At 75.1% G+C, this 23,042-nt stretch carries 8 protein-coding genes; all 8 read left to right on the top strand.

Annotated features, from left to right (window positions below; all coding sequences use genetic code 11):
- Positions 1-2 precede the first annotated feature (2 nt).
- The 8 genes from CD790_RS16165 to CD790_RS16130 all read left to right on the top strand — a co-directional run bounded on the left by CD790_RS16165 (position 3) and on the right by CD790_RS16130 (position 22,984).
- The gene (locus tag CD790_RS16165; protein ID WP_144383927.1) at positions 3-5,297 is read left to right on the top strand and encodes a type I polyketide synthase; all 5,295 of its coding nucleotides are present in this window, start codon (positions 3-5) and stop codon (positions 5,295-5,297) included.
- Positions 5,294-8,749, top strand: a complete 3,456-nt coding sequence (locus tag CD790_RS16160; RefSeq protein ID WP_144383926.1) for a bifunctional LLM class flavin-dependent oxidoreductase/SDR family oxidoreductase — start codon at positions 5,294-5,296, stop codon at positions 8,747-8,749. Before CD790_RS16165 ends, CD790_RS16160 begins: the two co-directional genes overlap by 4 nt.
- Entirely contained in the window at positions 8,746-12,159 is a 3,414-nt protein-coding gene (locus CD790_RS16155) for a non-ribosomal peptide synthetase (RefSeq protein WP_144383925.1), read from the top strand. The genes CD790_RS16160 and CD790_RS16155 overlap by 4 nt, the downstream gene beginning before the upstream one ends.
- Positions 12,156-17,471: a MupA/Atu3671 family FMN-dependent luciferase-like monooxygenase gene (locus CD790_RS16150; RefSeq protein WP_144383924.1), complete on the top strand. Its 5,316-nt coding sequence runs from the start codon at positions 12,156-12,158 to the stop codon at positions 17,469-17,471. Before CD790_RS16155 ends, CD790_RS16150 begins: the two co-directional genes overlap by 4 nt.
- 80 nt (positions 17,472-17,551) lie before the next feature.
- Positions 17,552-18,358 carry a class I SAM-dependent methyltransferase gene (locus tag CD790_RS16145; RefSeq protein ID WP_144383923.1) on the top strand — a complete coding sequence of 269 codons (807 nt, stop codon included), beginning with the start codon at positions 17,552-17,554 and terminating at the stop codon, positions 18,356-18,358.
- A gap of 151 nt (positions 18,359-18,509) precedes the next feature.
- A complete protein-coding gene (locus tag CD790_RS16140; RefSeq protein ID WP_144383922.1) occupies positions 18,510-20,738 on the top strand; it encodes an MMPL family transporter in 2,229 nt (742 codons plus the stop codon).
- A gap of 63 nt (positions 20,739-20,801) precedes the next feature.
- Positions 20,802-21,509 carry a response regulator transcription factor gene (locus tag CD790_RS16135; RefSeq protein WP_144383921.1) on the top strand — a complete coding sequence of 236 codons (708 nt, stop codon included), beginning with the start codon at positions 20,802-20,804 and terminating at the stop codon, positions 21,507-21,509.
- A gap of 95 nt (positions 21,510-21,604) precedes the next feature.
- Positions 21,605-22,984 (top strand): HAMP domain-containing sensor histidine kinase, encoded by a 1,380-nt coding sequence (locus tag CD790_RS16130; RefSeq protein ID WP_144384108.1) that lies wholly within the window; start codon positions 21,605-21,607, stop codon positions 22,982-22,984.
- Positions 22,985-23,042: the final 58 nt, after the last annotated feature.

Below are 23,042 nucleotides of genomic sequence, written 5' to 3'. Positions count from 1 at the left end.
ACGTGAGCAGTTATCCCTCAATAGCGCGGCCGGCCCCCTCGGCCGGGAACCTGGTGGAGCTCCTTCGGCTGCGGAGCACGGAAGACGGGCGGCGGCCGGCGTTCACCTATCTGGCCGACGGCGAGGCCGTCACGGAACGACTCACCTACGCCGACCTCGATCTGCGCGCCCGCGCCATCGCCGCCGAGCTGCGCCGCCGGAACGCCCCGGGCGAGCGGGTGCTGATGCTCTACCCGTCGGGGCCCGAGTTCGTGGCCGCGTTCTTCGGCTGCCTGTACGCGGGCATGGTCGCCGTCCCCGCCTATCCGCCGCGCTCCGACAAGCACGCCGCGCGACTCAACGCGGTCGCCGAGGACTCGGGCGCGTCGATCGTCGCCGCCCCCGGCTGGCTGCACGACCAACTGGCCGGCACCTACCACGCGCAGGCGCGCTGGGTGGCCACCGACCGGGTGCCGCTCTCCGCCGCCGAGGACTGGCGCGAACCGACCGTCGAACCGGACGAACTGGCCTTCCTCCAGTACACCTCCGGCTCCACCGGCAACCCCAAGGGCGTGATGCTCAGCCACGCCAACCTGCTGCACAACTGCGCGATGATGGCCGAGGCGATGGGCCACAGCGAGCGCCCGGTCTTCGTCTCCTGGCTGCCGCTCTTCCACGACATGGGGCTGATCGCCAACCTGCTCCAGGCCCTGTTCTGGCACGCCGAGCTGGTCTACATGCCGCCGGAGGCGTTCCTGCTGGAGCCGATCCGCTGGCTGCGGGCGCTCTCCGACCACCAGGGCACCCTGAGCTGCGCGCCCAACTTCGCCTACGAGCTGTGCGTGCGCCGCACCCGCCCCGAGGACCGGGCCGGGCTCGACCTGAGCCACTGGCAGGTGGCGCTCAACGGCGCCGAGCCGATCCGCGCCGACACGCTGGAGCGCTTCGCCCGCGCCTACGCCGAGCACGGCTTCCGCGACACCGCCTGGTACCCCGGCTACGGCCTCGCCGAGAACTCCGTCTTCGTCTCCGCCGACCGCCCCGGCGACGGCGCCACCGTCTACCACCTGGACGGCGCCGCCCTGGAGCAGGACCGGATCGTCGAGGTCGCCCCCGGCACGCCCGGCTCCCGCGCGGTGGTCGGCGTCGGCCGCGCCCACCTCGACCAGCGGCTGGCCGTCGTCGACCCGCGGACCCGGCGCGCCGTGCCGGACGGGCAGGTCGGCGAGGTCTGGCTGAGCGGGCCCAGCGCCGGACACGGCTACTGGCAGCGGCCCGAGGAGACCGCCGAGACCTTCGGCAACCGGCGGGCCGACGAGCCCGCGGACGCCGCCGCCACCTGGGTGGCCACCGGCGACAAGGGCTTCCGCTCCGCCGACGGCCGGCTCTGCATCACCGGACGCATCAAGGACATGATCATCGTCCGCGGGCGCAACCTCTACCCGCAGGACATCGAGCGCACCGTCGAGGGCGTCGACCCCCTCTTCCGGCCCGGCTGCACCGCGGCCTTCGCCCTGGCACCCGAGGCGGGCGCGGACGGCTCCACCGGTGAGGAGCGCGTCGTCGTCGTCCAGGAGGTGCGCGGCGACGAGGTCGACGAGGCGGACGCCGCGCGGCTGGGCGCCGCCGTGGCCGCGGCGGTCGCCGCCGAACACGACGTGCCGCTGCACGCGTTGGTCCTGCTGCGCACCCGGGCCGTGCCCAAGACCTCCAGCGGGAAGATCGCCCGCCGAGCCGCCAAACGCGGCTACCTCGACGGCACCCTGGCCACGGTCGCGACCTGGACCGCGCCGACCCCGGCCGGCCCCGCGACCTCGTCCGCCCAGACGGGCGAGGCCGGCCATGACGACCTGGTACGGCTGGTGACCGAGACCGTCGCCGACCACCTGGGGCTGGCCCCGGAGCAGCTCGATCCCCGCGCGAGCTTCAGCGCCTACGGCGTCGACTCGGCCTCCGCGATCGCCATCTCCGGCGCCCTCCAGCGCGCGCTCGGCCGCCGGCTCCCCGCCGCCCTGCTCTACCAGCACCCCACGGCCGAGGAGATCGCCCGCCACCTCGCCGGCGACGACGCCCCCATGGCGGAGCCGGCGGGCCCCGGCGCCCCCGACCGCGACGAGCCGATCGCCGTCGTCGGCATGGCCTGCCGGCTGCCCGGCGCCGAGGACACCGACGACTTCTGGAAGCTGCTGCTGGAGGGCACCGACGCCATCGGCGAGGTGCCCGCGGAGCGCTGGGACGCCGACGCGCTCTACGACCCGCGGCTGGGTCGACCCGGCACCACCAGCACCCGCTGGGGCGGCTTCCTGTCCCGGGTCGCCGACTTCGACCCGGAGTTCTTCGGCATCGCCCCCAGCGAGGCCGCCGCCATCGACCCGCAGCAGCGGCTGCTGCTGGAGGTCGCCTGGGAGGCGCTGGAGAACGCCGCGCTCGTCCCCGACGCGCTGGCCGGCAGCGCCACCGGCGTCTACGTCGGCATCAGCAACAACGACTACACGCGGCTGACCGCCGGCGCGAAGGAGGCGCTCGACGCCCACTACGGCACCGGCAACGCCCTGAGCATCGCGGCCAACCGGCTCTCCTACCTGCTCGACCTGCGCGGCCCCAGCATGGCCGTGGACACCGCCTGCTCCTCCTCACTGGTCGCCGTGCACCAGGCGTGCGAGGCGCTGCGCCGCGGCGAGGCCACCCTGGCGCTGGCCGGCGGGGTGAACCTCATCCTCAGCCCCGACTACACCGCCGTCTTCTCGCGGGCCCGGATGATGGCCGCGGACGGCCGCTGCAAGGCGTTCGACGAGCGCGCCGACGGATACGTGCGGTCCGAGGGCTGCGGCGTGGTGGTGCTGAAGCCGCTGTCCCGCGCGCGGGCCGACGGCGACCGGGTGCTGGCCGTCATCCGCGGCTCCGCCGTCAACCAGGACGGGCGGTCCAACGGGCTGACCGCCCCGCACGGGCAGGCACAGCAGGACGTCATCCGGGCGGCCTGGGGCGCGGCGGGGGTGTCCCAGGACGAGCTCGGCTACATCGAGGCGCACGGCACCGGCACCGCGCTGGGCGACCCCGTCGAGTACGAGTCGCTGACCGAGGTGCTCACCCGGGGGCCGGGCCGGAGCGAGACCGCCGGGCCCTGCTACCTGGGCTCGGTCAAGACCAACGTCGGACACCTGGAGTCCGCGGCGGGCATCGCCGGCCTCATCAAGGTGGTGCTGGCGCTCCAGCACCGCACCATCCCGCCGCATCTGCACCTGACCCGGCTCAACCCGCACATCGCCGACCTCGACACACCGCTGGAGATCCCGGTCGAACCGCGCGAGTGGCCCGCCGGGCGGCGCACCGCCGGCGTCAGCGCCTTCGGCTTCGGCGGGACCAACGCCCATGTGGTGCTGTCCGAGGCGCCCGCCGCGGCCCCGCCGGGCTCGTCCGGCGCCCTCGGCGGCGACGCGACCGAGGGTGCCGCGGACGGCCCCGCCGACGAGGTGCTGACCCTGTCGGCCCGCGGCCCCCAGGCGCTGCGCGAGCTCGCCGCCCGCTACGCCGAACTGCTGGCCGACACCGCCGAACCGCTCGGCGACATCGCGCACACCGCCGCCACCGGCCGCGCCCTGTGGCCGCACCGGCTGGCCGTGGCCGCGGCCACCGCCGAGGAGGCGGGCGAGGCCCTGGCGCGCTTCGCCGAGAGCGGCCGGCACTCGGCCGCCGTGGCCCGCGGCCGGGCCCCGCGCCGCGCCCCCGCCCTGGCCTTCCTCTTCACCGGGCAGGGCTCACACCGGGCCGGCATGGGCACCGAGCTCTACCGCGACTGGACCGTGTACCGCGAGGCGTTCGACGAGTGCGCCCGCGTCCTGGACAAGCGCTTCGGTTTCGATCTGCACGAGGTGATCGGAGACGCCGAGGCGCTGGCCCGGACCGAGTACGCCCAGCCCGCCATCTTCGCCGTGGAGTACGCCCTGGCCGCGCTGTGGCGCTCGCTGGGCGTCGAGCCGACCCATCTCCTCGGCCACAGCGTCGGCGAGTACGTCGCGGCCTGCCTGGCCGGGGTCTTCGAGCTCGACGACGCGCTGACCCTGCTGGGCACCCGCGCCCGACTGATGCAGGGCCTGCCGGCCGGCGGCGCCATGCGGGCGGTGCGGGCCGGCGAGCGGGAGGCGCTGGAGGCGCTCGCCCCGTACGCCGACCGGGTGGCGCTGGCCGCCGTCAACGGCCCCGAGGAGGTGGTGCTCTCCGGCGCGGCCGAGGCGGTCGCCGCGGTGGCCGAGAGCCTGCGGGAGCAGGGCCGGACGTCGAAGGAGATGCGCACCTCGCACGCCTTCCACTCGCCGCTGCTCGACCCGGTGCTGGAGGAGTTCCGCCGGGCCGTGCAGCAGGTGACGCTGCGTCCGCCGCGGCTGGCGCTGATCTCCTCGCTCACCGGCGCGCCGGCCGGCCCGCGGATGGCCACCGCCGACTACTGGGTGGACCAGATGCGGCACGCCGTGCGCTACGCCGACGGCATCGCCGCCCTCGCCGCCGAGGGCTGCGCGCTCGGCGTCGAGATCGGCCCCGACGCGGTGCTGGCCCCGCTGGCCCGGCGGATCACCAAGGGCACCAAGGGCACCAAGGCCACGGGCGAGGACGCGGGCGAGGCGCTGTGGGTCTCCTCGCTGCGCGCCGGCCGCGCCGAGGGCCGCGCCCTGGCCCAGGCGCTGGGCGCCGCATGGGCCGCCGGCGTGTCCGTCGACTGGTCGGCGGCCCGCGCCGGGCGCGGCGGTCGCCGCGTCCAGCTGCCCTCCTACCCCTTCCAGCGGCGCCGGTTCTGGCTGCCCGACGAGCTGGGCGCGCCCGCCGCAGCCGCCGCCACGGACGGGGCGGGCGCCTGGGACGGGGCGGCCGCCGGCCGCCATCCGCTGCTGGGCCGCCGGCTGCCGGGGATCGCCGGCGATCCCGGCCGGCACGTGTGGCAGCGCGCCCTGGCCCGGGACCAGGTGGCGGTGTTGGACGACCACCGCATCCAGGGGCGGGTCGTCGCCCCCGGCACCAGCTACATCGAGATGGCGCTGGCCGCCGCCCGCGAGCTGGACCCGGAGAGCACGTACACCCTCCAGGACGTGGCGTACCACAGCGTCCTGAGCGTCCCGCCGGACGGCGCGCGCGTCGTCCAGGTCGGGCTGCACGGCCGGCCGGGCCAGCCGCTGGCCTTCAGCGTCCACAGCCGCGGCACGGCCGACACCTCCGGGTGGACCCGGCACGCCACCGCCCGGCTGGTCCGCACCGCGGCACCGGAGTCCGCGGTGTCCGACGGCGGCGCACGCACCGAGGCGAGCAACGGGGAGCGCACATCATGAAATTCAGCCTGATGTTCTTCGCCAGCGACGAGAACGCGCTGAACGGGGAGGACCGTTACGAGCTGCTCGTCCGAAGCGCCCGCTTCGGCGACGAGCACGACTTCCTCAACATCTGGGTCCCGGAGCGGCACTTCACCCCGCTGGGCTCGCTCTATCCGAACCCGGCCCTGCTGCACGCCGCCCTGGCGCGGGAGACCAGCCGGATCGGGCTGCGGGCCGGCAGCGTGGTGCTGCCGCTGCACGACCCGCTGCGGGTCGCCGAGGAGTGGGCGGTCGTCGACAACCTCTCCGGCGGCCGCGCCGGGATCTCGCTGGCCGCCGGCTGGAACCCGGACGACTTCGCCTTCTTCCCCGACCGCTACGCCGGCCGCAACGAGCACCTGGACGAGGCGCTGCCGGTGCTCCGCGCCCTGTGGCGCGGCGAGCCGACCCCGGCCACCAGCGGCACCGGCAAGCCCATCCGGGTCCGTACCCATCCGCGCCCGGTGCAGCCGGAGCTGCCGCTGTGGCTGACGGCCGCCAGCTCGCCCGCCAGCTTCGCCAAGGCGGGTCGGGTCGGCGCCCACCTCCTCACCCACCTGCTCGACCAGGGCGTCGACGGGCTCGCCGACAACATCGCCCGCTACCGCAAGGCGCGCGCCGACGCCGGGTTCCCGCCGCAGGACGGCCGGGTCACCGTCATGCTCCACACCTTCGTGGGCACCGACGCCGAGGCCGTCACCCAGCTCGCCCGCGACCCCTACGTGCGCTACCTCAAGGGAAACCTGGGCCTGCTCAAGGGGCTGGCCAAGAGCCGCGGCCGCGGTGACGACATCGACATCACCGCGCTGCCGGACGAGGAGCTCACCCAGTTCACCGGCTTCCTCTACGACCGGTTCGCCTCCTCCCGGTCGCTGATCGGCTCGCCCGAGTCCTGCCTGCCGCTGGTCCGCCGGCTCGCCGAGATCGGCGTGGACGAGCTGGCCTGCCTGCTGGACTTCGGACCGCCCGCCGATGAGGTGCTGGCGGGCCTGCCGCACCTGGACCGGCTGCGCACCCTCGCCGAGGGGGACCCGGAGGTCCAGGGCGCCGCCACGGCGCGCCGCGAGGGCCCGTCCCCGGTCGCGCTCCCGGTGCCCGCGCCGGACCCCCGGGAGGCGGCGGCCCGAGGACCGGTCTGGGACCCCGACATGGAGGCCGTCAAGGCCCGCGGCCTCGCCGAGGTGGACGCCGGCGAGTTCTTCGACCGGGTCGAGACGGCGGGCGCCGGATACGGGCCGCGGATGCGCTGCCTGGAGCGGATGTGGGTCGGCGAGGGCGAGGTGCTCGGCCGGCTGCGGCTGCCCACCGGGCCCGAGGACGACGCCTACGAGTTCCACCCCGCCCTGCTGGACAACGCGTTCCTGCTGCTGGGCGCGCTCGCCCCGGAGGCGCTGACCGGGGGAGCGGTGCTCGCCCTGCCGATCGGGGTGCGCTCGCTGGAGCCCTACCGGCGCCCCCGTGGCACCGTCCACTCCCATGTGGTGCGCACCCCCGAGGCGGAGCCCGAGGGCGAACTCGTCGCCGATGTGCGGCTGTACGACGACGACGGGCTGGTCGCCCGCGCCGAGGGGCTGCGGATGCGCCGGGTGGAGTCGGCCGAGGAGCCCACCGACGTGGGCGTCGAGCTCTGCTACCGCACCGACTGGACCGAGGTCCCCGGCCCGCCGGCCCCCGCGGAGGCGGCCGCCGGCCGCTGGCTGGTCCTCGCCGACGCCACCGGCACCGGCGAGGCGCTGGCCGCGGAGCTGGCCGGCGCGGGCCACCGGGTCGAGGTGGTGCACGCCGACGAGGCGCCCGACACGGCCCGGATACGCCGCGCGCTCTACCGGGCCGTCGCGGACGGGCCGCTCGACGGCGTGGCCCTGCTCTGGCCGCTGGACGTCCCGGAGCTGCCCGACGCCACCACCGACGAGGTCGTCACGGCCCAGCGGGGCGGCAGCGAGGCCGCCCTGGCGCTGGTCCGCGGCGCCCTGGAGCTGGACGACCCCACCCGCGGCGGGCGGATCTGGCTGATCACCCGGGGCGCGCAGCCCGCGGGCGACACGCCGGTCACCGCCTCCGGCGTGCTCCAGTCCCCGGTGTGGGGCCTGGGTCGGGTGCTGGCCGTCGAACACCCCGAGCTGTGGGGCGGCCTGGTCGACCTCGACCCGTCCGCCGACCCGTCAGCCGACCCGGCCGTGCCGAGGCTGGCCGCCCTGCTCACCGCCGAGCGCGGGGAGCACACCGAGGACCAGCTCGCGCTGCGCGGCGAGCGGCTGCTCGCCCCGCGCCTGGTGCGCGCCGAGGCGCTGACCGCGCCCGCCGACCCGCTGCCGCGGCTCGACCCGGCCGGCACCTATCTGCTCACCGGCGGCCTCGGCGACCTCGGCCTGGTGCTGGCGCGCCGGATGGTGGAGCGGGGCGCCCGCTTCCTGACCCTGACCGGGCGCGGCGGCGTCAGGACCGACGCCCAGCGCGCCGCCGTCGAGGAGCTCACCGCGCTGGGCGCCCGAGTGGACATCGCCACGGCCGACGTGGCCGACCCGGCCCAGGTGGAGGCGGTGCGCGACCGACTGGCCGAGGCGGGCCTGCCGCCGGTGGTCGGGGTGGTGCACCTGGCGGGCGTCGTCCGGGGCGCCATGCTCAGCGGCCTGGAGCTGGAGCGGCTGCGGGAGGTCGCGGCCCCCAAGGTCGCCGGCTCCTGGAACCTGCACCAGACCTTCGCCGACGCCCGGATGTTCCTCATGGTCTCGGCGCTGCCCGCGGTGTTCGGACCCGTAGGCGTCGGAGCGGCCAACTACGCGGCCGCCAACGCCTTCGTCGACGCGCTCGCCCACCACCGGCGCGGCGCCGGCCGCGCGGGCGTCGCCCTGGGCTACGGCCCGTGGAACCAGGTCGGCATGGCCGTGCGCGAGGACGGCCTGGACCAGCTCGCCCGCGTCGGCGTCGGCAGCATGACCCCCGCCGAGGGGCTGGAGGTCTTCGACCGGGTGCTGCGCCAGGACCCCGAGCAGGTCACCGTGGCCCGCCTGGACTGGCCCGGCGTCTTCGCCGCCTTCCCCACCGCCCGGAGCACCCGGCAGTTCGCCGGCTTCCTCGGCGAGGCGGGGGACACCGGCTCCGCCGAGCTGCTGCGGCAGCTCACGGAGGCGGACGCCGAGCGGCGCCTGGAGCTCGGCGCCGCGTACCTCACCGAGCGGCTGGCCGCCGTCCTGGGCAGTGACGCCCAGGAGATCGACCGGCAGCAGCCCATCACCGAACTGGGCCTGGACTCGCTGATGTCGCTCGACCTGCGCAACCGCGTCAAGGCCGACCTGGGCGTCGTGGTGCCGGTGGTGCGCTTCCTGGAGGGGTCGAGCATCGAGGAGCTCACCCAGCACGTACTCGACCTGCTCGCCGACGTGCTGGACGAGCCGGCCGACGACGGGGAACGAGAGGAGATCACGCTGTGAACGGGGGACCCATGAACGAGGCGGCCGAACTGACGGCTCTGTGGGACGACTTGGCCGCGGCCCGCATCAGAGTCACCGCCGACGGCGCGGAGCTGCGCGTCTCGGCGGCCAAGGGGGCGCTCACCCCCGAGCTGCGCGACCGCCTGCGCGCCCACAAGCCGGGCCTGCTCGCCCACCTCACCGCCGAGGCGCGGGCCGCCGCGCCCATCACCCCGCTGCCGCGCGACGGCCGCACCTTCCCGCTCTCCGCGGGCCAGGAGGCGCTGTGGCTGCTGGACCAGGTCGAGGGCCACCAGCCGACGTACGTCATCAGCGGCGGCGTCCGGCTCACCGGCGCGCTGCGCCCCGAGCTGATGGTCCGCTGCCTCACCCTCGTCGCCAACCGGCACGAGGCGCTGCGCACCGCCTACCGCTCCGGCCCCGACGGCAGCCCCGAGCAGGTCGTCCTGGCCGAGGCCGCACCGCCGGTGCGACAGGTCGACCTCAGCGCGCTGCCGGAGGGGGAGCGGGCCGCCGAACTGGCCCGGATCGCCCGGGAGTCCGCCCGCGAGCCGTTCGACCTTGCCGAGGGCCGCATGCTGCGCGCCCTGCTCGTCACCACCGCGCCCGACGAGGCGTACCTGGTGCTGTCGGTGCACCACATCGCGGCCGACGCCGGCTCGCTGTCGGTGCTCTTCCGGGAGCTGTTCGCGCTCTACGAGGCCGACGCCGAGCCGGCCAGCCTGCCCCCGCTGTCCGTGCACTACGCCGACGCCGCCGAGTGGCAGCGCGCGACGCGGTCCCCGGTCGCCGAACACCGCCGGCTGGACTACTGGAAGCGGCAGCTGGACGGCGCGCCGCCGCTGCTGGAGCTGCCCACCGACCGCCCCCGCCCCGCCCGCCAGTCCTTCCGCGGCGGCCTGGTCGACTTCGCCTTCGGCCCCGAGGACACCGCGCGGATCACCGACCTCGCCGGCCGGGCCCGGGTCACCCCGTATGTGCTCCTGCTCGCCTGCTGGGCCGCGGTGCTGGCCCGGCACGCCGGCGCCGACGAGGTCGTCGTCGGCACCCCGGTCAGCAACCGCGAACGCCCCGAGGCGGCCTCCCTGGTGGGCTTCTTCGTCGGCACCCTCCCGCTGCGCGTCGACCTCACCGGCGACCCCACCTTCACCGAGCTGCTCGGCCGGGTCCAGCGCACCTTCCTGGACGGCTTCGAACAGCGCGACGTGCCCTTCCAGCGGATCGTCGCCGAACTCCAGCCGCAGCGGTCGCTCAGCCACGCCCCGGTCTTCCAGAACATGCTCACCTACTACGAGACCCCCTACCAGGGCGGTCGCGTCGGGGAGCTGGAGGTCACCCGCGAGGGCGTGCACAACGGCACCGCCAAGTTCGACCTGACGCTGTTCGCCGAGGACCGCGGCGCGTCGCTGGACTGCTCCCTGGAGTACGCCGAGGACCTCTTCGACCGGTCCACCGCCGAGCGCCTCGCCGCCGCCTTCCAGCGGCTCACCCGAGCCGCCCTGGAGCAGCCCGACACCCCCGTCCACCGGCTCCCGCTCCTCACCGCCGACCAGCGTGAGGAGCTCCAGACGGCCGGGCGCGGCGAGGTCCGGGAGATCGACCTGGACCGGCCCGTCCACCGCTACCTCACCGAACAGGCCCGGCTGCGCCCGGAGGCGACCGCGCTCGCCTTCGGCGCGGAGACGCTGAGCTACGCCGAACTGGAGGCCGAGAGCAACCGGCTGGCCCGACTGCTCACCGACCGCGGCGTCACCCACGGCGCCCTCGTCGGCCTCTACGCCCACCGCTCCGTCCGACAGCTCGTCGCCATGCTCGCCATCCTCAAGGCCGGCGCCGCGTTCCTGCCGCTGGACCCGCAGCACCCCGCCGAGCGGACCGCCGAGATGCTCGCCGAGGCCGGCTGCCCCGTGGTGCTCGCCGACGCGCCCCTCGACGTCCCCGCCGACGCCACCCTGCTGCGGCTGGACACCCTGGACTGGTCCGGGCAGGACGCCGCCGAACCGGCCCCGGCCACCGGCCGGGACGACCTGATCTACGTCATCTACACCTCCGGCTCCACCGGCCGCCCCAAGGGCATCGCCATGCGCCACGGCGCCCTCGCCAACCTGCTCGCCTGGCAGACCCGCGCCTTCCCGTTCGCCGAGGACGACCGGGTGCTCCAGTTCAGCCCGCTCCACTTCGACATCTGCATGATGGAGACCTTCGGCACCTGGGCGGCCGGCGGCACCGTCGTCCTGGTGGACGCCGACACCCGCCGCGACGCGCTGCGGCTGCTGCCGTACCTGGACGAGCAGGGCATCACCCGGCTCTTCCTGCCCTACGTCGCCCTCCAGCAGCTCGCCGAGGTCGGCGCCGCCCGCCGGACCTGGCCCACCGCGCTGCGCGAGGTGTTCACCGCCGGCGAGCAACTGCACGCCACCGCCGAACTGCGCGCCTTCTTCGAGCGGACCGGGGCCGCGCTGCACAACCAGTACGGGCCCTCCGAAGCGCACGTGATCACCTCCCACACGCTGCCCGCCGCGCCCGCCGACTGGGAGGCGCTGCCCCCCGTCGGACGCCCCGTGGACAACGCCCGCATCTACCTGCTGGACCCGCACGGCACCCCGGTGCCGCGCGGCGTCGCCGGCGAGCTGTGCGTGGCCGGCGACTGCCTGGCCCGCGGCTATCTGCACCGCGAGGACCTGACCGCCGAGCGCTTCGTGCCCGACCCCTTCCACCCCGGCGAGCGGATGTACCGCACCGGAGACCTCGCCCGCTACCGCGCCGACGGCGAGCTGGAGTACCTCGGCCGCATCGACCACCAGGTCAAGGTGCGCGGCTTCCGCGTCGAACCGGGCGAGATCGAGGCCGCGCTGCTCACCCACCCCGGTGTCAAGGCGGCCGTCGTCGAGGCGCGCGGCACCGGCGCCGCCCAGGCGCTGATCGCCTGGGTGGTGGCCGCCGACGGCGAGCCGCCGTCGGTGGAGGCGCTGCGCCGGTACTGCGCCGACCGGCTGCCCGAGTACATGGTGCCCACCGTCTTCGTGCCGCTGGACGCGCTGCCGCTGACCGTCGCCGGCAAGGTGGAGCGCAGGCGGCTGCCGGAGCCGGAGCACACCGAGCGCGGCGGCACCGAGCCGAGCACCCCGCTGCAGAAGTCCGTGGCCGCCGTCTTCGCCGAGGTCCTCGGCGTCCGCGAGGTCGCCGTCGAGGACGACTTCTTCCGTCTGGGCGGGCACTCGCTCGCCGTGACCCGCGCCGCGCTGCGGCTCAGCGAGGAACACGGCGTCGACGTCACCGCGCAGGTCGTCTTCGCCCATCCGACCGTGGCCGGTGTCGCCGAGAGCCTGGAGACGCTGCTGTGGGCCGCCGACGGCCCGTCCACCGCGACCGCCGACGCTGACGACGTTCGGGAAGAGGGAGAGCTGTGACATCACCGGTCGAACTCCTCGCGGAGCTGCGGGCCCGCGACATCCGGCTCTGGGAGGAGGCCGGGCGGCTGCGCTTCAGCGCCCCGCCCGGCGCCCTCGACGCCGAGCTGCGCGGCAGGGTCAGCGCCCGCCGCGACGAACTGATCGCCCTGCTCAAGGGGGTGCGCGGCGGCCGCGCCGCCGAACGGCCGCCGGTCACCCCGCTGGACCGCGCCGCCGGCCCGCCGCCGCTCTCCTACGGCCAGCAGCGCATGTGGGTGATGGCCGAGATGCTGCCCGACAGCGGCGCCGCCGCCTATGTGCTCTCCGGCCGGATCACCCTGGAGGGCCGGCTGGACGCCCCCGCCGTGGCCGCCCTCCGCCGCGCCCTGACCGAGCTGGTCCGCCGCCACGAGGCGCTGCGCACCGTGGTCCGCGTCGGCGAGGGGCAGCCGTACGCCGAGGTCCTGGCGGACGTCGAGGTCCCGCTGCCCGAACGGCACCTGGCCGCCGGCGAGAGCGTCGCCGAGCTGGCCGCCGCCGAGGCCCGGCTCCCCTTCGACCTCGGCGCCGCCCCGCTGCTGCGGGCCGTCCTGGTCCACGACGGACCCGACCGCGCCCATCTGCTGCTGTCCGTGCACCACATCAGCGCCGACGCCTGGTCGCTGGGCATCCTCTACCGGGAGCTCTTCGCGCTCTACGGCGGCTACGCCCAGGGCGTCGAGCCGGTCGGACTGCCCGAGCTCACCGTGGGCTACACCGACTACGCCGGCTGGCAGCGCACCCATCTCACCCCCGAGGCGCTCGCCGACGACGTCGCCTACTGGCGGGAGCGGCTGGACGGGCTGCCCGCGCTGCTCGACCTGCCCGCCGATCGGCCCCGCCCGGCCGTCCAGTCCTACCGCGGCGCCGCCGAGCCGTACCACCTGCCCGCCGAACTCCTCGACGGGGTACGGAAGCTGGCCGCCACGCACGGCTGCACCCCGTACATGGTGCTGCTCGCCGCCTGGTCGCTGGTGCTCTCCCGGCTCAGCGGCGCCACCGACCTGGCCGTCGGCACCCCGGTCGCGAACCGACTGCGGCCCGAGGTGGAGCCGCTCATCGGGTTCTTCGTCAACACCCTGGTGCTGCGGGTCGACACCGACGGCGACCCCGCCTTCGCCGAGCTGCTGGATCGGGTCCGCGCCACCTCGCTGGCCGCCTTCGACCACCAGGACCTGCCCTTCGAGCAACTGGTGGAGGTGGTGCGGCCGGAGCGGACGCTCAGCTACAGCCCGCTCTTCCAGCACATGTTCATCCTCCAGAACGCCACCGCCGACACCTTCGAGCTGCCCGGCTTCCGCTGCCGGCTGGAGGAGACGCACACCGGCACCGCCAAGTTCGACACCACCCTCATCGCCGAGGAGGGCCCCGACGGGCTGCGCGGCACCCTGGAGTACGCCACCGACCTCTACGACGCGGCGACCATACGCCGCTACCTCGACCACTGGCGCACCGTGTTGGAGGGCGCCCTCGCCGCCCCCGACACCCCCGTCTCCCGGCTGGAGCTGCTCGGCGGCGAGGAGCGGCGCCGCATGGTCGCCGACTGGAACGACACCGCGCTCGACGTCCCGGCCGCCACCGTCCACGAGCTGGTCGAGCGGCAGGCCGCGGCCACCCCCGACCGGCCTGCGGTCGTCCAGGGCGACGGCGGGCTCAGCTACGCCGAGCTCGACGCGGAGGCCGAGCGGCTGGCCGGACTGCTGCGCGAGCGCGGCGCCCGCCCCGGCACCCTGGTCGGGCTCTGTCTGCCGCGCACCCCCCGGCTGGTCACCGCGCTGCTCGCGGTGCTCAAGTCCGGGGCCGCGTACCTGCCGCTGGACCCGTCGGCCCCGGCCGAGCGCAACGACCACATCCTGGCGGACGCCGGGGCGCCGCTGGTGCTCACCGTCTCCGCGCTGCGCCCCCGGCTGACCGTGCCGGAGGGCACCGCGGTGCTCTGCCTGGACGAGCCGGACCAGGCCGCGGCCACCGTCGACACGGCCGCCGGGGAGCCGGCCACCGTCGACACGGCCGCCGGGGAGCCGGCCGCCGCCGGGCCCGAGGACCTGGCGTACGTCATCTACACCTCCGGCTCCACCGGCCGCCCCAAGGGCGTCATGGTCGAGCACCGCAACGTGGTCAACTTCCTGGCCGCCATGAGCGAGGAGTTCGGCGCCGAGAGCGCCGGCACCTGGCTGGGCGTCACCACCGTCTCCTTCGACATCTCCGTGCTGGAGCTGGTGTGGACCCTCAGCCACGGCTCGACCGTGGTGCTCCAGCCGGACGCGCCGCGGCACACCGGGCGTCGCCCCGGCAAGGTCGCGGACCTGAGCCTCTTCTACTTCGCCAGCGCCTCCGACACCACCGGCCAGTCCGCCCCCGGCGCCTACCGGCTGCTGCTGGAGGGCGCCAGGTTCGCCGACCGCAACGGCTTCGAGGCGGTCTGGACGCCTGAGCGGCACTTCCACGCCTTCGGCGGGATCTACCCCAACCCGTCCGTGGTGGGCGCGGCCCTCGCCGCCGTCACCGAGCGGGTCGCCATCCGCGCGGGCAGCGTGGTCCTGCCGTTGCACAGCCCGCTGCGCGTGGTGGAGGAGTGGGCCGTCGTCGACAACCTCTCCGGCGGCCGGGCCGGCATCTCCGTCGCCTCCGGCTGGCAGGCCGACGACTTCGTGCTGGCGCCCGAGCACTACGCCGACCGCAAGCAGGTCATGCTGGACGGCATCGACACCCTGCGCACCCTGTGGGCGGGCGGCTCGGTCGAACTCCCCAACGGCTACGGCAAGCCCACCGCCGTGCGGGCGCTGCCCCGGCCCGTCCAGGCCGAGCTGCCGCTGTGGGTCACCGCCGCCGGCAGCCCGGACACCTTCCGCGCGGCCGGCGAGTCCGGCGCCAACGTCCTCACCCATCTGCTCGGCCAGGACCTCGCCGACCTCGCCGCCAAGGTCGAGATCTACCGGCGGGCCCGGGCCGAGGCCGGACACCAGGGCCCGGGCCGGGTGACGCTGATGGTGCACACCTTCCTTGGCGAGGACCCCGAGGCGGTACGGGAGCGGGTGCGCGGCCCCTTCCGCGACTACCTCGCCTCCTCGCTGGGCCTCATCGGCAACCTCGCCCGCACCATGGGCCTCGGCGACGACCTCGGCGCCCTGCCCGAGGAGGACCTCCAGACCCTCCTGGACCACGCCTTCGAGCGCTTCTACGACACCGCCGCGCTCTTCGGCACCACCGAGCGGGTCGTCGAGCGGCTGGACGCCATCGCCGACACCGGCGTCGACGAGGTGGCCTGCCTCATCGACTTCGGACTCGAGGACGACACCGTCCTCGACGCGCTGCCGCTGCTGGCCCGGGCGCGCGAACAGCACGCGGAGCGCGGCGCCGAGGCCGCGCTGTCGGTGCCCGCGCTGATCGAGAAGCACGCCGTCACCCGACTCCAGTGCACCCCCTCCCAGGCCGCCATGATCCTCGCCGAACCCGGCGGCCCCGAGGCCCTCGGCCGGCTGGAGCTGCTCCTGCTGGGCGGCGAGGAGCTCCCCGCGGCCCTCGCCGAGCGGCTCGTCGGGCTCACCGACGCCCGCGTCCACAACATGTACGGGCCCACCGAGACCACCATCTGGTCCACCACCCACCGGGTCGACCCCGACGGCTCCGCGCTCATCGGCCGGCCCATCGCCAACACCGCCCTGTACGTCCTGGACGCGGCCCGCAACCCGGTGCCCGTCGGCGTCCCCGGCGAACTCCACATCGGCGGGGCCGGGGTCACCCGCGGCTACCTGGGCCGCCCCGAGCTCACCGAGGAGCGCTTCACCGCCGACCCGTTCGCGACCGCGCCCGGCGCCCGCATGTACAACACCGGCGACCTGGTGCGCTACCGCCCCGACGGCACCCTGGAGTTCATCGGTCGCACCGACCACCAGGTCAAGGTGCGCGGCTACCGCATCGAACTCGGCGAGATCGAGGCGGCGCTGCGCTCCCACCCCGACGTCGCCCAGGCGGCCGCCACCGTGCACGGCGACGGCGTGGACCGGCAGCTCGCCGGCTACGCCGTGGCCCGGCCCGGCGCCCGGCTCTCCGTGCCGGAGCTCCGCGCCCACCTCGCCGAGCGGCTCCCCGGGTACATGCTCCCGGCCTCCCTGCGGGAGCTGCCCGAGCTGCCCTACACCCCCAACGGCAAGGTGGACCGCCGGGCGCTGCCGGCCCCCGCCGACGCCGCCCGCGCCGAGGCCGAGTGGATCGCCCCGCGCGGCCTCACCGAGATGCGGCTCGCGGTGCTCTGGGAGGACGTCCTGGGGACGCGCTCCCTCGGAGTGCGGGACGACTTCTTCCACCTGGGCGGCAACTCGGTGCTCGCGGTGATGCTGCTGGCCGAGGTGGAGCGGCAGTTCGGCCGCCGGCTCTCGCTGGCCACTCTCATCCAGGGGCCCACCATCGCCGAGATGGCCCGCACCCTGGACCAGAAGGGCGACACCGGCCGGCGCTCGCTGATCCGGCTGCGACCCGGCGGCGAGACCCCGCTGTACCTGCTGCCCGGCGCCGGCGGCAACCTCGTCTACTTCCACGAGCTGGTCGGCGCGCTGCCGGAGCGGCTGGCGGTGCAAGGCCTCCAGCCGTCCTTCACCCAGGACATCGCCGCCGCCACCCTGGTGCCCGAGCTGGCCGACCAGTACCTGCCGCTGGTGCTGGAGAACCAGCCCGAAGGGCCGTACCACTTCGTCGGACACTCCTTCGGCGGGCACATCGCCATGGAGCTCGCGGCCCGGCTGCGCCGGCTCGGCAAGGAGGTCGGGCTGGTCGGCCTGGTGGACACCGCCGCGCCGCTGCCCGAGCGCCGGGAGCACTTCGACGACTGGGACCAGGCCGCCTGGCTGGCCACCCTGGCCCGGGTCTTCGCCCGCATCTTCCGGCGGGAGCTGGAGCTCGGCGAGGAGGAGCTGCGCGCGCTGCCGGAGGGCGAGCAGCTGGGCCGGCTGCGCCAGGTGCTGGCCGAACAGCGGGTGCTGCCGCCGGAGTTCGACGACGACACCCAGCTGAACGGCTTCGTCCGCGCCTACATCGCCGACCAGCGCAGCCTGTACGCGCCGGCCGAGCCGCACGAGGGCACGCTGACCTTCTTCCGCGCCGCCGAACTGCACCGCGACAACGTGCCGCCCCCGGCCCTGTCCTGGATCCTCGACGACCCGGCGCGCGGCTGGGGCCGCTTCGCCACCCGCCCGGTGGAGGTCCACGAGACCTCCGGCGACCACCTGACCATGCTCACCACCCCGCACGTCGACCAGCTGGCGAAGCTCATCGACGAGCTGACCGGGGCCTGACCGGGCGGCACCACCGCACCGGCGGGCCCCGCCCCGACCACCCGCACCCCACCCGTTGTCAAGGAAAGCGAGAACCACCCATGCCGGTCCAGCTGCTGGATCTCCTCGCCTGCCCCGCCTGCGCGGGAACGATCGAGCGCACCTCGGCCCTGGAGATCGCCTGCACCTCCTGCGGCCGCACCTCCACGGCGACCGAGGGCTTCATCGACATGATCCAGGAGGCCGGGAAGCCCGACCCGGCCGCCCCCACGACCGCCCAGAAGCTCATGGAGTCCAAGGCGTTCGTGCGGCTCTACGAGGTCGCCATGCGGCCCTTCTTCGCCCGGCTGTTCGCCGGCTTCGGCAGCCATGTGCCCAGCTACGCCGAGGAGTTCCAGGTCTACAACGACTGGCTGAAGCTGGACGAGGAGCGCACCGGCGCCTGGCTCGACCTGTCCTGCGGCGCCGGCTACTTCACCGACCGGCTGGCCGGCGCGGTGCCCAACGCCACCGTGGTCGGCCTCGACATCTCGGTGGCGATGCTGAAGAAGGCCCTCCACGAGACCGTGGGCCGGCCCAACGTGGAGCTGGTCCGCGGCGACGTGCGCGGGCTGCCGTTCCGGGACGAGGTCTTCGACGGCGTCAGCAACCCCGGCTCGCTGCACCTGTACGCCGACCCGCAGTCGGCCTACCGGGAGGTCTTCCGGCTGCTCAAGCCGGGCGGGGTCTACACCGCCTCCACCTTCGCGCTCAACGACTACCCCACCAGCAAGCTGGGCGTGAAGCTGACCGGCATCCGGCGCACCGACCTCTCGACGCTGCCGGAGGAGCTGGAGAAGGCCGGCTTCGTCAACTACCGCCTGGTGAAGTTCGGCTCCGCCTTCGTCTTCGCGGTCACCAAGCCCTGACCGCACCCGGGGCGCGCCCCGGACCGGGCTCACGGCCCGGCCCGGGGCGCCCGGTCGTCCGCCCCCGGCCCCGCTCCAGGGGCGGCGGCCCGTCCCGACCCGACCTGAACCGAGTCCCGCTCCTCGCATCCAGGCTGAATTGGGGTACCGCATGTCACTGCTGCTGCGCATCACCGCACGTCCACGGTTGTTACTGTCCCTGACCGTCCTGCTGCTGATCGGCGCCGTGCTGGTCGGCGGCGGGCTCACCGACCGGCTGAAGCTCGGCGGCACCGAGGATCCCGCCGCCGAGTCCAGCAGGGCGGCGAAGGTGATGGACGCCAAGTTCCCGGCCAGCCGGCCCAACCTGGTGCTGCTCGTCGACACCGGTGCCGACACCGGCGCCGACGACGCCGAGGTCGCCGCGCAGGGCACCCGACTGGCGGACCGGCTGGCGGCGGAGCGGGGGGTCACCGGCGTCGTCCACTACTGGCAGCGCGAGGACCCGGCCCTGCGCGCCGAGGACGGGAGGCACGCCCTGATCGTCGCCCGCATCACCGGCGACGAGACACAGGCGGGCAAGGTGTTCGACCGGCTGGACGACGACTACCAGGGCCGGATCGGCGACCTGGACGTCTCCCTCGGCGGCACCGTCGCGGTCCGCAACGAGGCACAGCGCCAGACCGCCGACGACCTCGTCAAGGCGGAGGTCATCGCGCTGCCGATCGTGCTGGTCATCCTGGTGCTGGCCTTCGGCAGCGTGGTCTCGGCCCTGCTGCCGCTCGCCATCGGCGTCATCGCCATCATGGGCACCAGCGCGGTGCTGTTCCTGATCACCGAGTTCACCGACGTCTCGATCTTCGCGCAGAACCTCACCACGGCGCTCGGCTTCGGCCTCGCCATCGACTACGCGCTGCTGATCGTCCGGCGATATCGGGAGGAGCTCAAGAAGGACCCCGACCCGTCCGCGGCGCTGAGCGCCACCCTGCACACCGCCGGCCGCACCGTGCTGTTCTCCGCCTTCGTGGTGGCGGTCTCGCTGGCGGCGATGCTGATCTTCCCGATGTACTTCCTGCGCTCGTTCGCCTACGCCGGGATCTCCGTGGTCATCCTGGCCGCGCTGGCCGCGCTCACCGTGCTCCCCGCCCTGCTGCGGCTCCTCGGCCACCGGGTGAACGCGCTGCGGATCGTCCGCGGCGACCCGGCCGCCCGCGAGGCGGCGGCCGACCGGCGCTGGCGGGCCCTCACCGGCGGCGTGATGCGCCGCGGCCCGGTCGTGGCGGTCTCCGTCACCACCCTGCTGGTGCTCCTGGGGCTGCCCTTCCTCAAGGTGGAGTTCGGCACCGTCGACGACCGCCAACTCGGCAGCTCCGCGCAGGCCAGGGCCGTACACGACACCATCAGGGAGTCCTTCGCGGGCAGCCCGACCGGCGGTGTCGACGTGCTGGTGGAGGACGCCCCGGCCGACTCCTTGAGCACCTACGCCGCGCGGCTGTCGAAGGTGTCGAAGGTGGCCCGCGTCGACGCCCCCACCGGCAGCTACCGGGCGGGGGAGCGCGTCGCGCCGCCCACCCCCGCCATCGCCGCGCAGCGCACCGTGTCCGGCACCGGCTATCTGACGGTCTGGCCCGCCCACGACGTGGAGGACATCTCCGCCGAGAGCCAGCGACTGGTCGAGGACGTGCGCGCGGTCGAGACGCCGTTCGACGTGAAGGTCGGCGGCCAGGCGGCGATGCTCGTGGACAGCCGCGCCGTCATCGGCGACCTCCTGCCCTACGCGCTGCTCTTCATCGTCGTCGTCACCCTGCTGATGGTCTTCCTGATGACCGGCTCCCTCGTGCTGCCGCTCCAGGCCGTGATCCTCAACGCCCTCAGCCTCACCGCGATGTTCGGCGCCGCCGTCTGGGTCTTCCAGGACGGCCACCTCAGCGGCCTGCTCGGGGTCACCCCCACCGGCTTCATCGAGACCTCGCTGCCGGTGCTGATGTTCTGCCTGACCTTCGGCCTGTCGATGGACTACTCCCTCTTCCTGCTCTCCCGGATCAAGGAGAACTACCAGCGCACCGGCGACCACCGCGGCGCCGTCCTCGCCGGCGTCTCGCAGACCGGCGGCGTCATCACCGCCGCGGCCGTCCTGCTCGCCGTCGTCATGATCGCCATCGGAAGCTCGCAGATCTCCCTCACCAAGATGCTCGGCCTCGGCACCGCCCTGGCCGTGCTCGTCGACGCCACCATCGTCCGCTGCCTCCTGGTCCCCGCCCTGATGGCCGTCTTCGGCCGCACCACCTGGTGGGCCCCCAGGTCCTGGCGCACCGAGCGCTTCACCCTCAGCGAGGAAGGGCCCCGAAGGGGCGCGGGGAGCCGCGCGACCAGCCACAACGGACCCGCAGACGCCCCCTAAGAAGGTTCTAAGAGACGCTTCTGACAGGGTAGGGAAGATCCACGCCACAGAGAGACCCCGCCCATGCCCGCCGCCGCCACCAAGACCGTGCTCGTCGTCGACGACGACCCCGAGGTCCGGGCCGCCGTCGCCGACGGGCTGGCCGTCGAGGGCTACGCGGTCCGCGAGACGGCGGACGGGCTGGCCGCGCTCGCCGCCGTCGCGGCCGACCCGCCCGACGCCCTCGTGCTGGACGTGGCCATGCCGGTGCTCGACGGGCTGGCGGTGTGCCGCCGGCTGCGCGCGCTGGGGGACCGCACCCCGGTCCTCGTGCTCACCGCCCTGGACCAGGTCAGCGACCGGGTGGCCGGGCTGGACGCCGGCGCCGACGACTACCTCGTCAAGCCGTTCGCCCTCGACGAGCTGCTGGCCCGGCTGCGCGCGCTGCTGCGCCGGGCCGCCCCCGAGCCCGCCGCGGCCGAGGCCGCCGACCGACTGCTGTCCTTCGCGGACCTCACCGTCGACCCGACCACCCGCACCGGGGTCCGCGACGGGCGGCGGCTGGAGTTCACCCGAACCGAGTTCGCGCTGCTGGAGATCCTGCTCCGCCACCCCGGCCAGGTGCTGCCGCGCGAGCTGATCCAGGAGCGGGTCTGGGGCACCGACTTCGGGCCCGGCTCCAACTCGCTCGCCGTCTACATCGGCTATCTGCGCCGCAAGCTGGAGGCCGGCGGCGCCCCGCGCCTGGTGCACACCGTGCACGGCGTCGGCTACGAACTGGCGGAGCGGTGAGCGCCGCGCGCCCCCGCCGCCCGCGCCCCCGCCGTGCGTGGCGTCCGCCCCGGCTGCGGCTGACGTGGCGTCCGCCCCGGCTCGGCCGCAGACCGCTGCGCACCCGACTGGCGCTGATCACCTCGGCGGCGGTGGCGCTGGTGGCGCTCGGCGGCTGCGCGGCCGCCTATGTCGTCATCCGCCACGAGCTGGTGCGCCAGCTCGACCTCCAGCTCACCCAGCAGGCCACCCTCGTCCACCAGGAGAAGCGCGGCCAGGGGCCGGGACCGCTGTACGGGGAGTGCGTCTGGCTGGCCGCGCCCGCCTGCGCGCAGATCGTCACCGACCGCACCGGCACCCCCGGCGGCCCGCGCGACGAGGACCTGGTGCTGCCGGTCGGCGAGGCCACCCGCCAGGTCGCGGCCGGCGGCCGCGCCGCGTACTACAGCGACATCACCCTGCGCGGCCACCGGATGCGGATGCTCACCACCCCGCAGCCCGGCAACCGCGCGCTCCAGCTGGCCATCCGCGCCGACACCGTCGACCAGGGCGTACGGCGGGCCGGCGGGCTGCTCGCCGCCGTCGGCGCCGCCGGGGTGTTGCTGGCGGCCGTCCTCGGCTATCTCGCCTCCCGCGCGGCGCTGGCCCCGGTCACCCGGCTCACCGCCACCGCCGAGCGGATCGCCGCCACCCGCGACCCCGCCCACCGCATCGAGCTGCCCGCGGCCGAGGCCCACCGCCGGGACGAGGTCACCCGGCTCGCCGACAGCTTCAACACCATGCTCGGCGAGCTCGAACAGTCCGTCGCCGCCCAACGCCGGCTGGTCGCCGACGCCTCCCACGAGCTGCGCACCCCGCTCACCGCGCTGCGCACCAACGCCGAGCTGCTGGCCCGCGCCGAGCGACTCACCCCCGCCCAGCGTGACCGGGCCGCGGGTGCCCTCGGCCGGCAGCTACGCGAGGTCACCGGGCTGGTCAACGACCTGATCGAGCTGGCCAGGGACGAGGAGCCGCAGCCGCTGGTGGAGCCGCTGCGGCTGGACCGACTGGCGGCCCGCTGCGTCGAGGACGCCCGCGGCCACTGGCCGGACACCTCCTTCGGCGCCGAGCTCGCCCCGTGCGTGGTGCGCGGCGTTCCGGCCCGGCTGGCCCGGCTGCTGTCCAACCTGCTCGACAACGCCGCCAAGTTCAGCCCGCCCGGCACCCCGGTCGAGGTGGCGCTGACCCTCTCCGGCCGGACCGTCGAGCTCACCGTCCGCGACCACGGCCCCGGCATCGCCGCCGCGGACCTGCCGTACGTCTTCGACCGCTTCTACCGCTCCCGCGAGGCCCGCGCCCTGCCCGGCTCCGGGCTCGGGCTGGCGATGGCCCGGCAGATCGCCCGCGCGCACGGCGCCGAACTCACCGCGGAACGGCCCGAGGACGGCGGGGCCCGCTTCCGGCTGCGGCTGCCCGGCGAGGCCGCACCCCGGGAAGCCCCCGAGGCCGCTTCCTAAAGTCCCGGAGGGTCCCCGAGGCCGCTTCCTGGACGGTCCCCGAGCCAGCTCCCGAGGC

The organism is Streptomyces sp. SAJ15 (assembly GCF_007595705.1).
Classification (GTDB): domain Bacteria; phylum Actinomycetota; class Actinomycetes; order Streptomycetales; family Streptomycetaceae; genus Streptomyces.
The sequence above is the reverse complement of the archived record's forward strand: the minus strand, read 5'-3'. Positions and strand labels throughout refer to the sequence as shown.

Coding starts and splice junctions, on each gene's coding strand:
- CD790_RS16160 (WP_144383926.1), top strand. CDS start 5,294: ATGAAATTCAGCCTGATGTTCTTCGCCAGCGACGAGAACGCGCTGAAC.
- CD790_RS16145 (WP_144383923.1), top strand. CDS start 17,552: ATGCCGGTCCAGCTGCTGGATCTCCTCGCCTGCCCCGCCTGCGCGGGA.
- CD790_RS16135 (WP_144383921.1), top strand. CDS start 20,802: ATGCCCGCCGCCGCCACCAAGACCGTGCTCGTCGTCGACGACGACCCC.
- CD790_RS16140 (WP_144383922.1), top strand. CDS start 18,510: ATGTCACTGCTGCTGCGCATCACCGCACGTCCACGGTTGTTACTGTCC.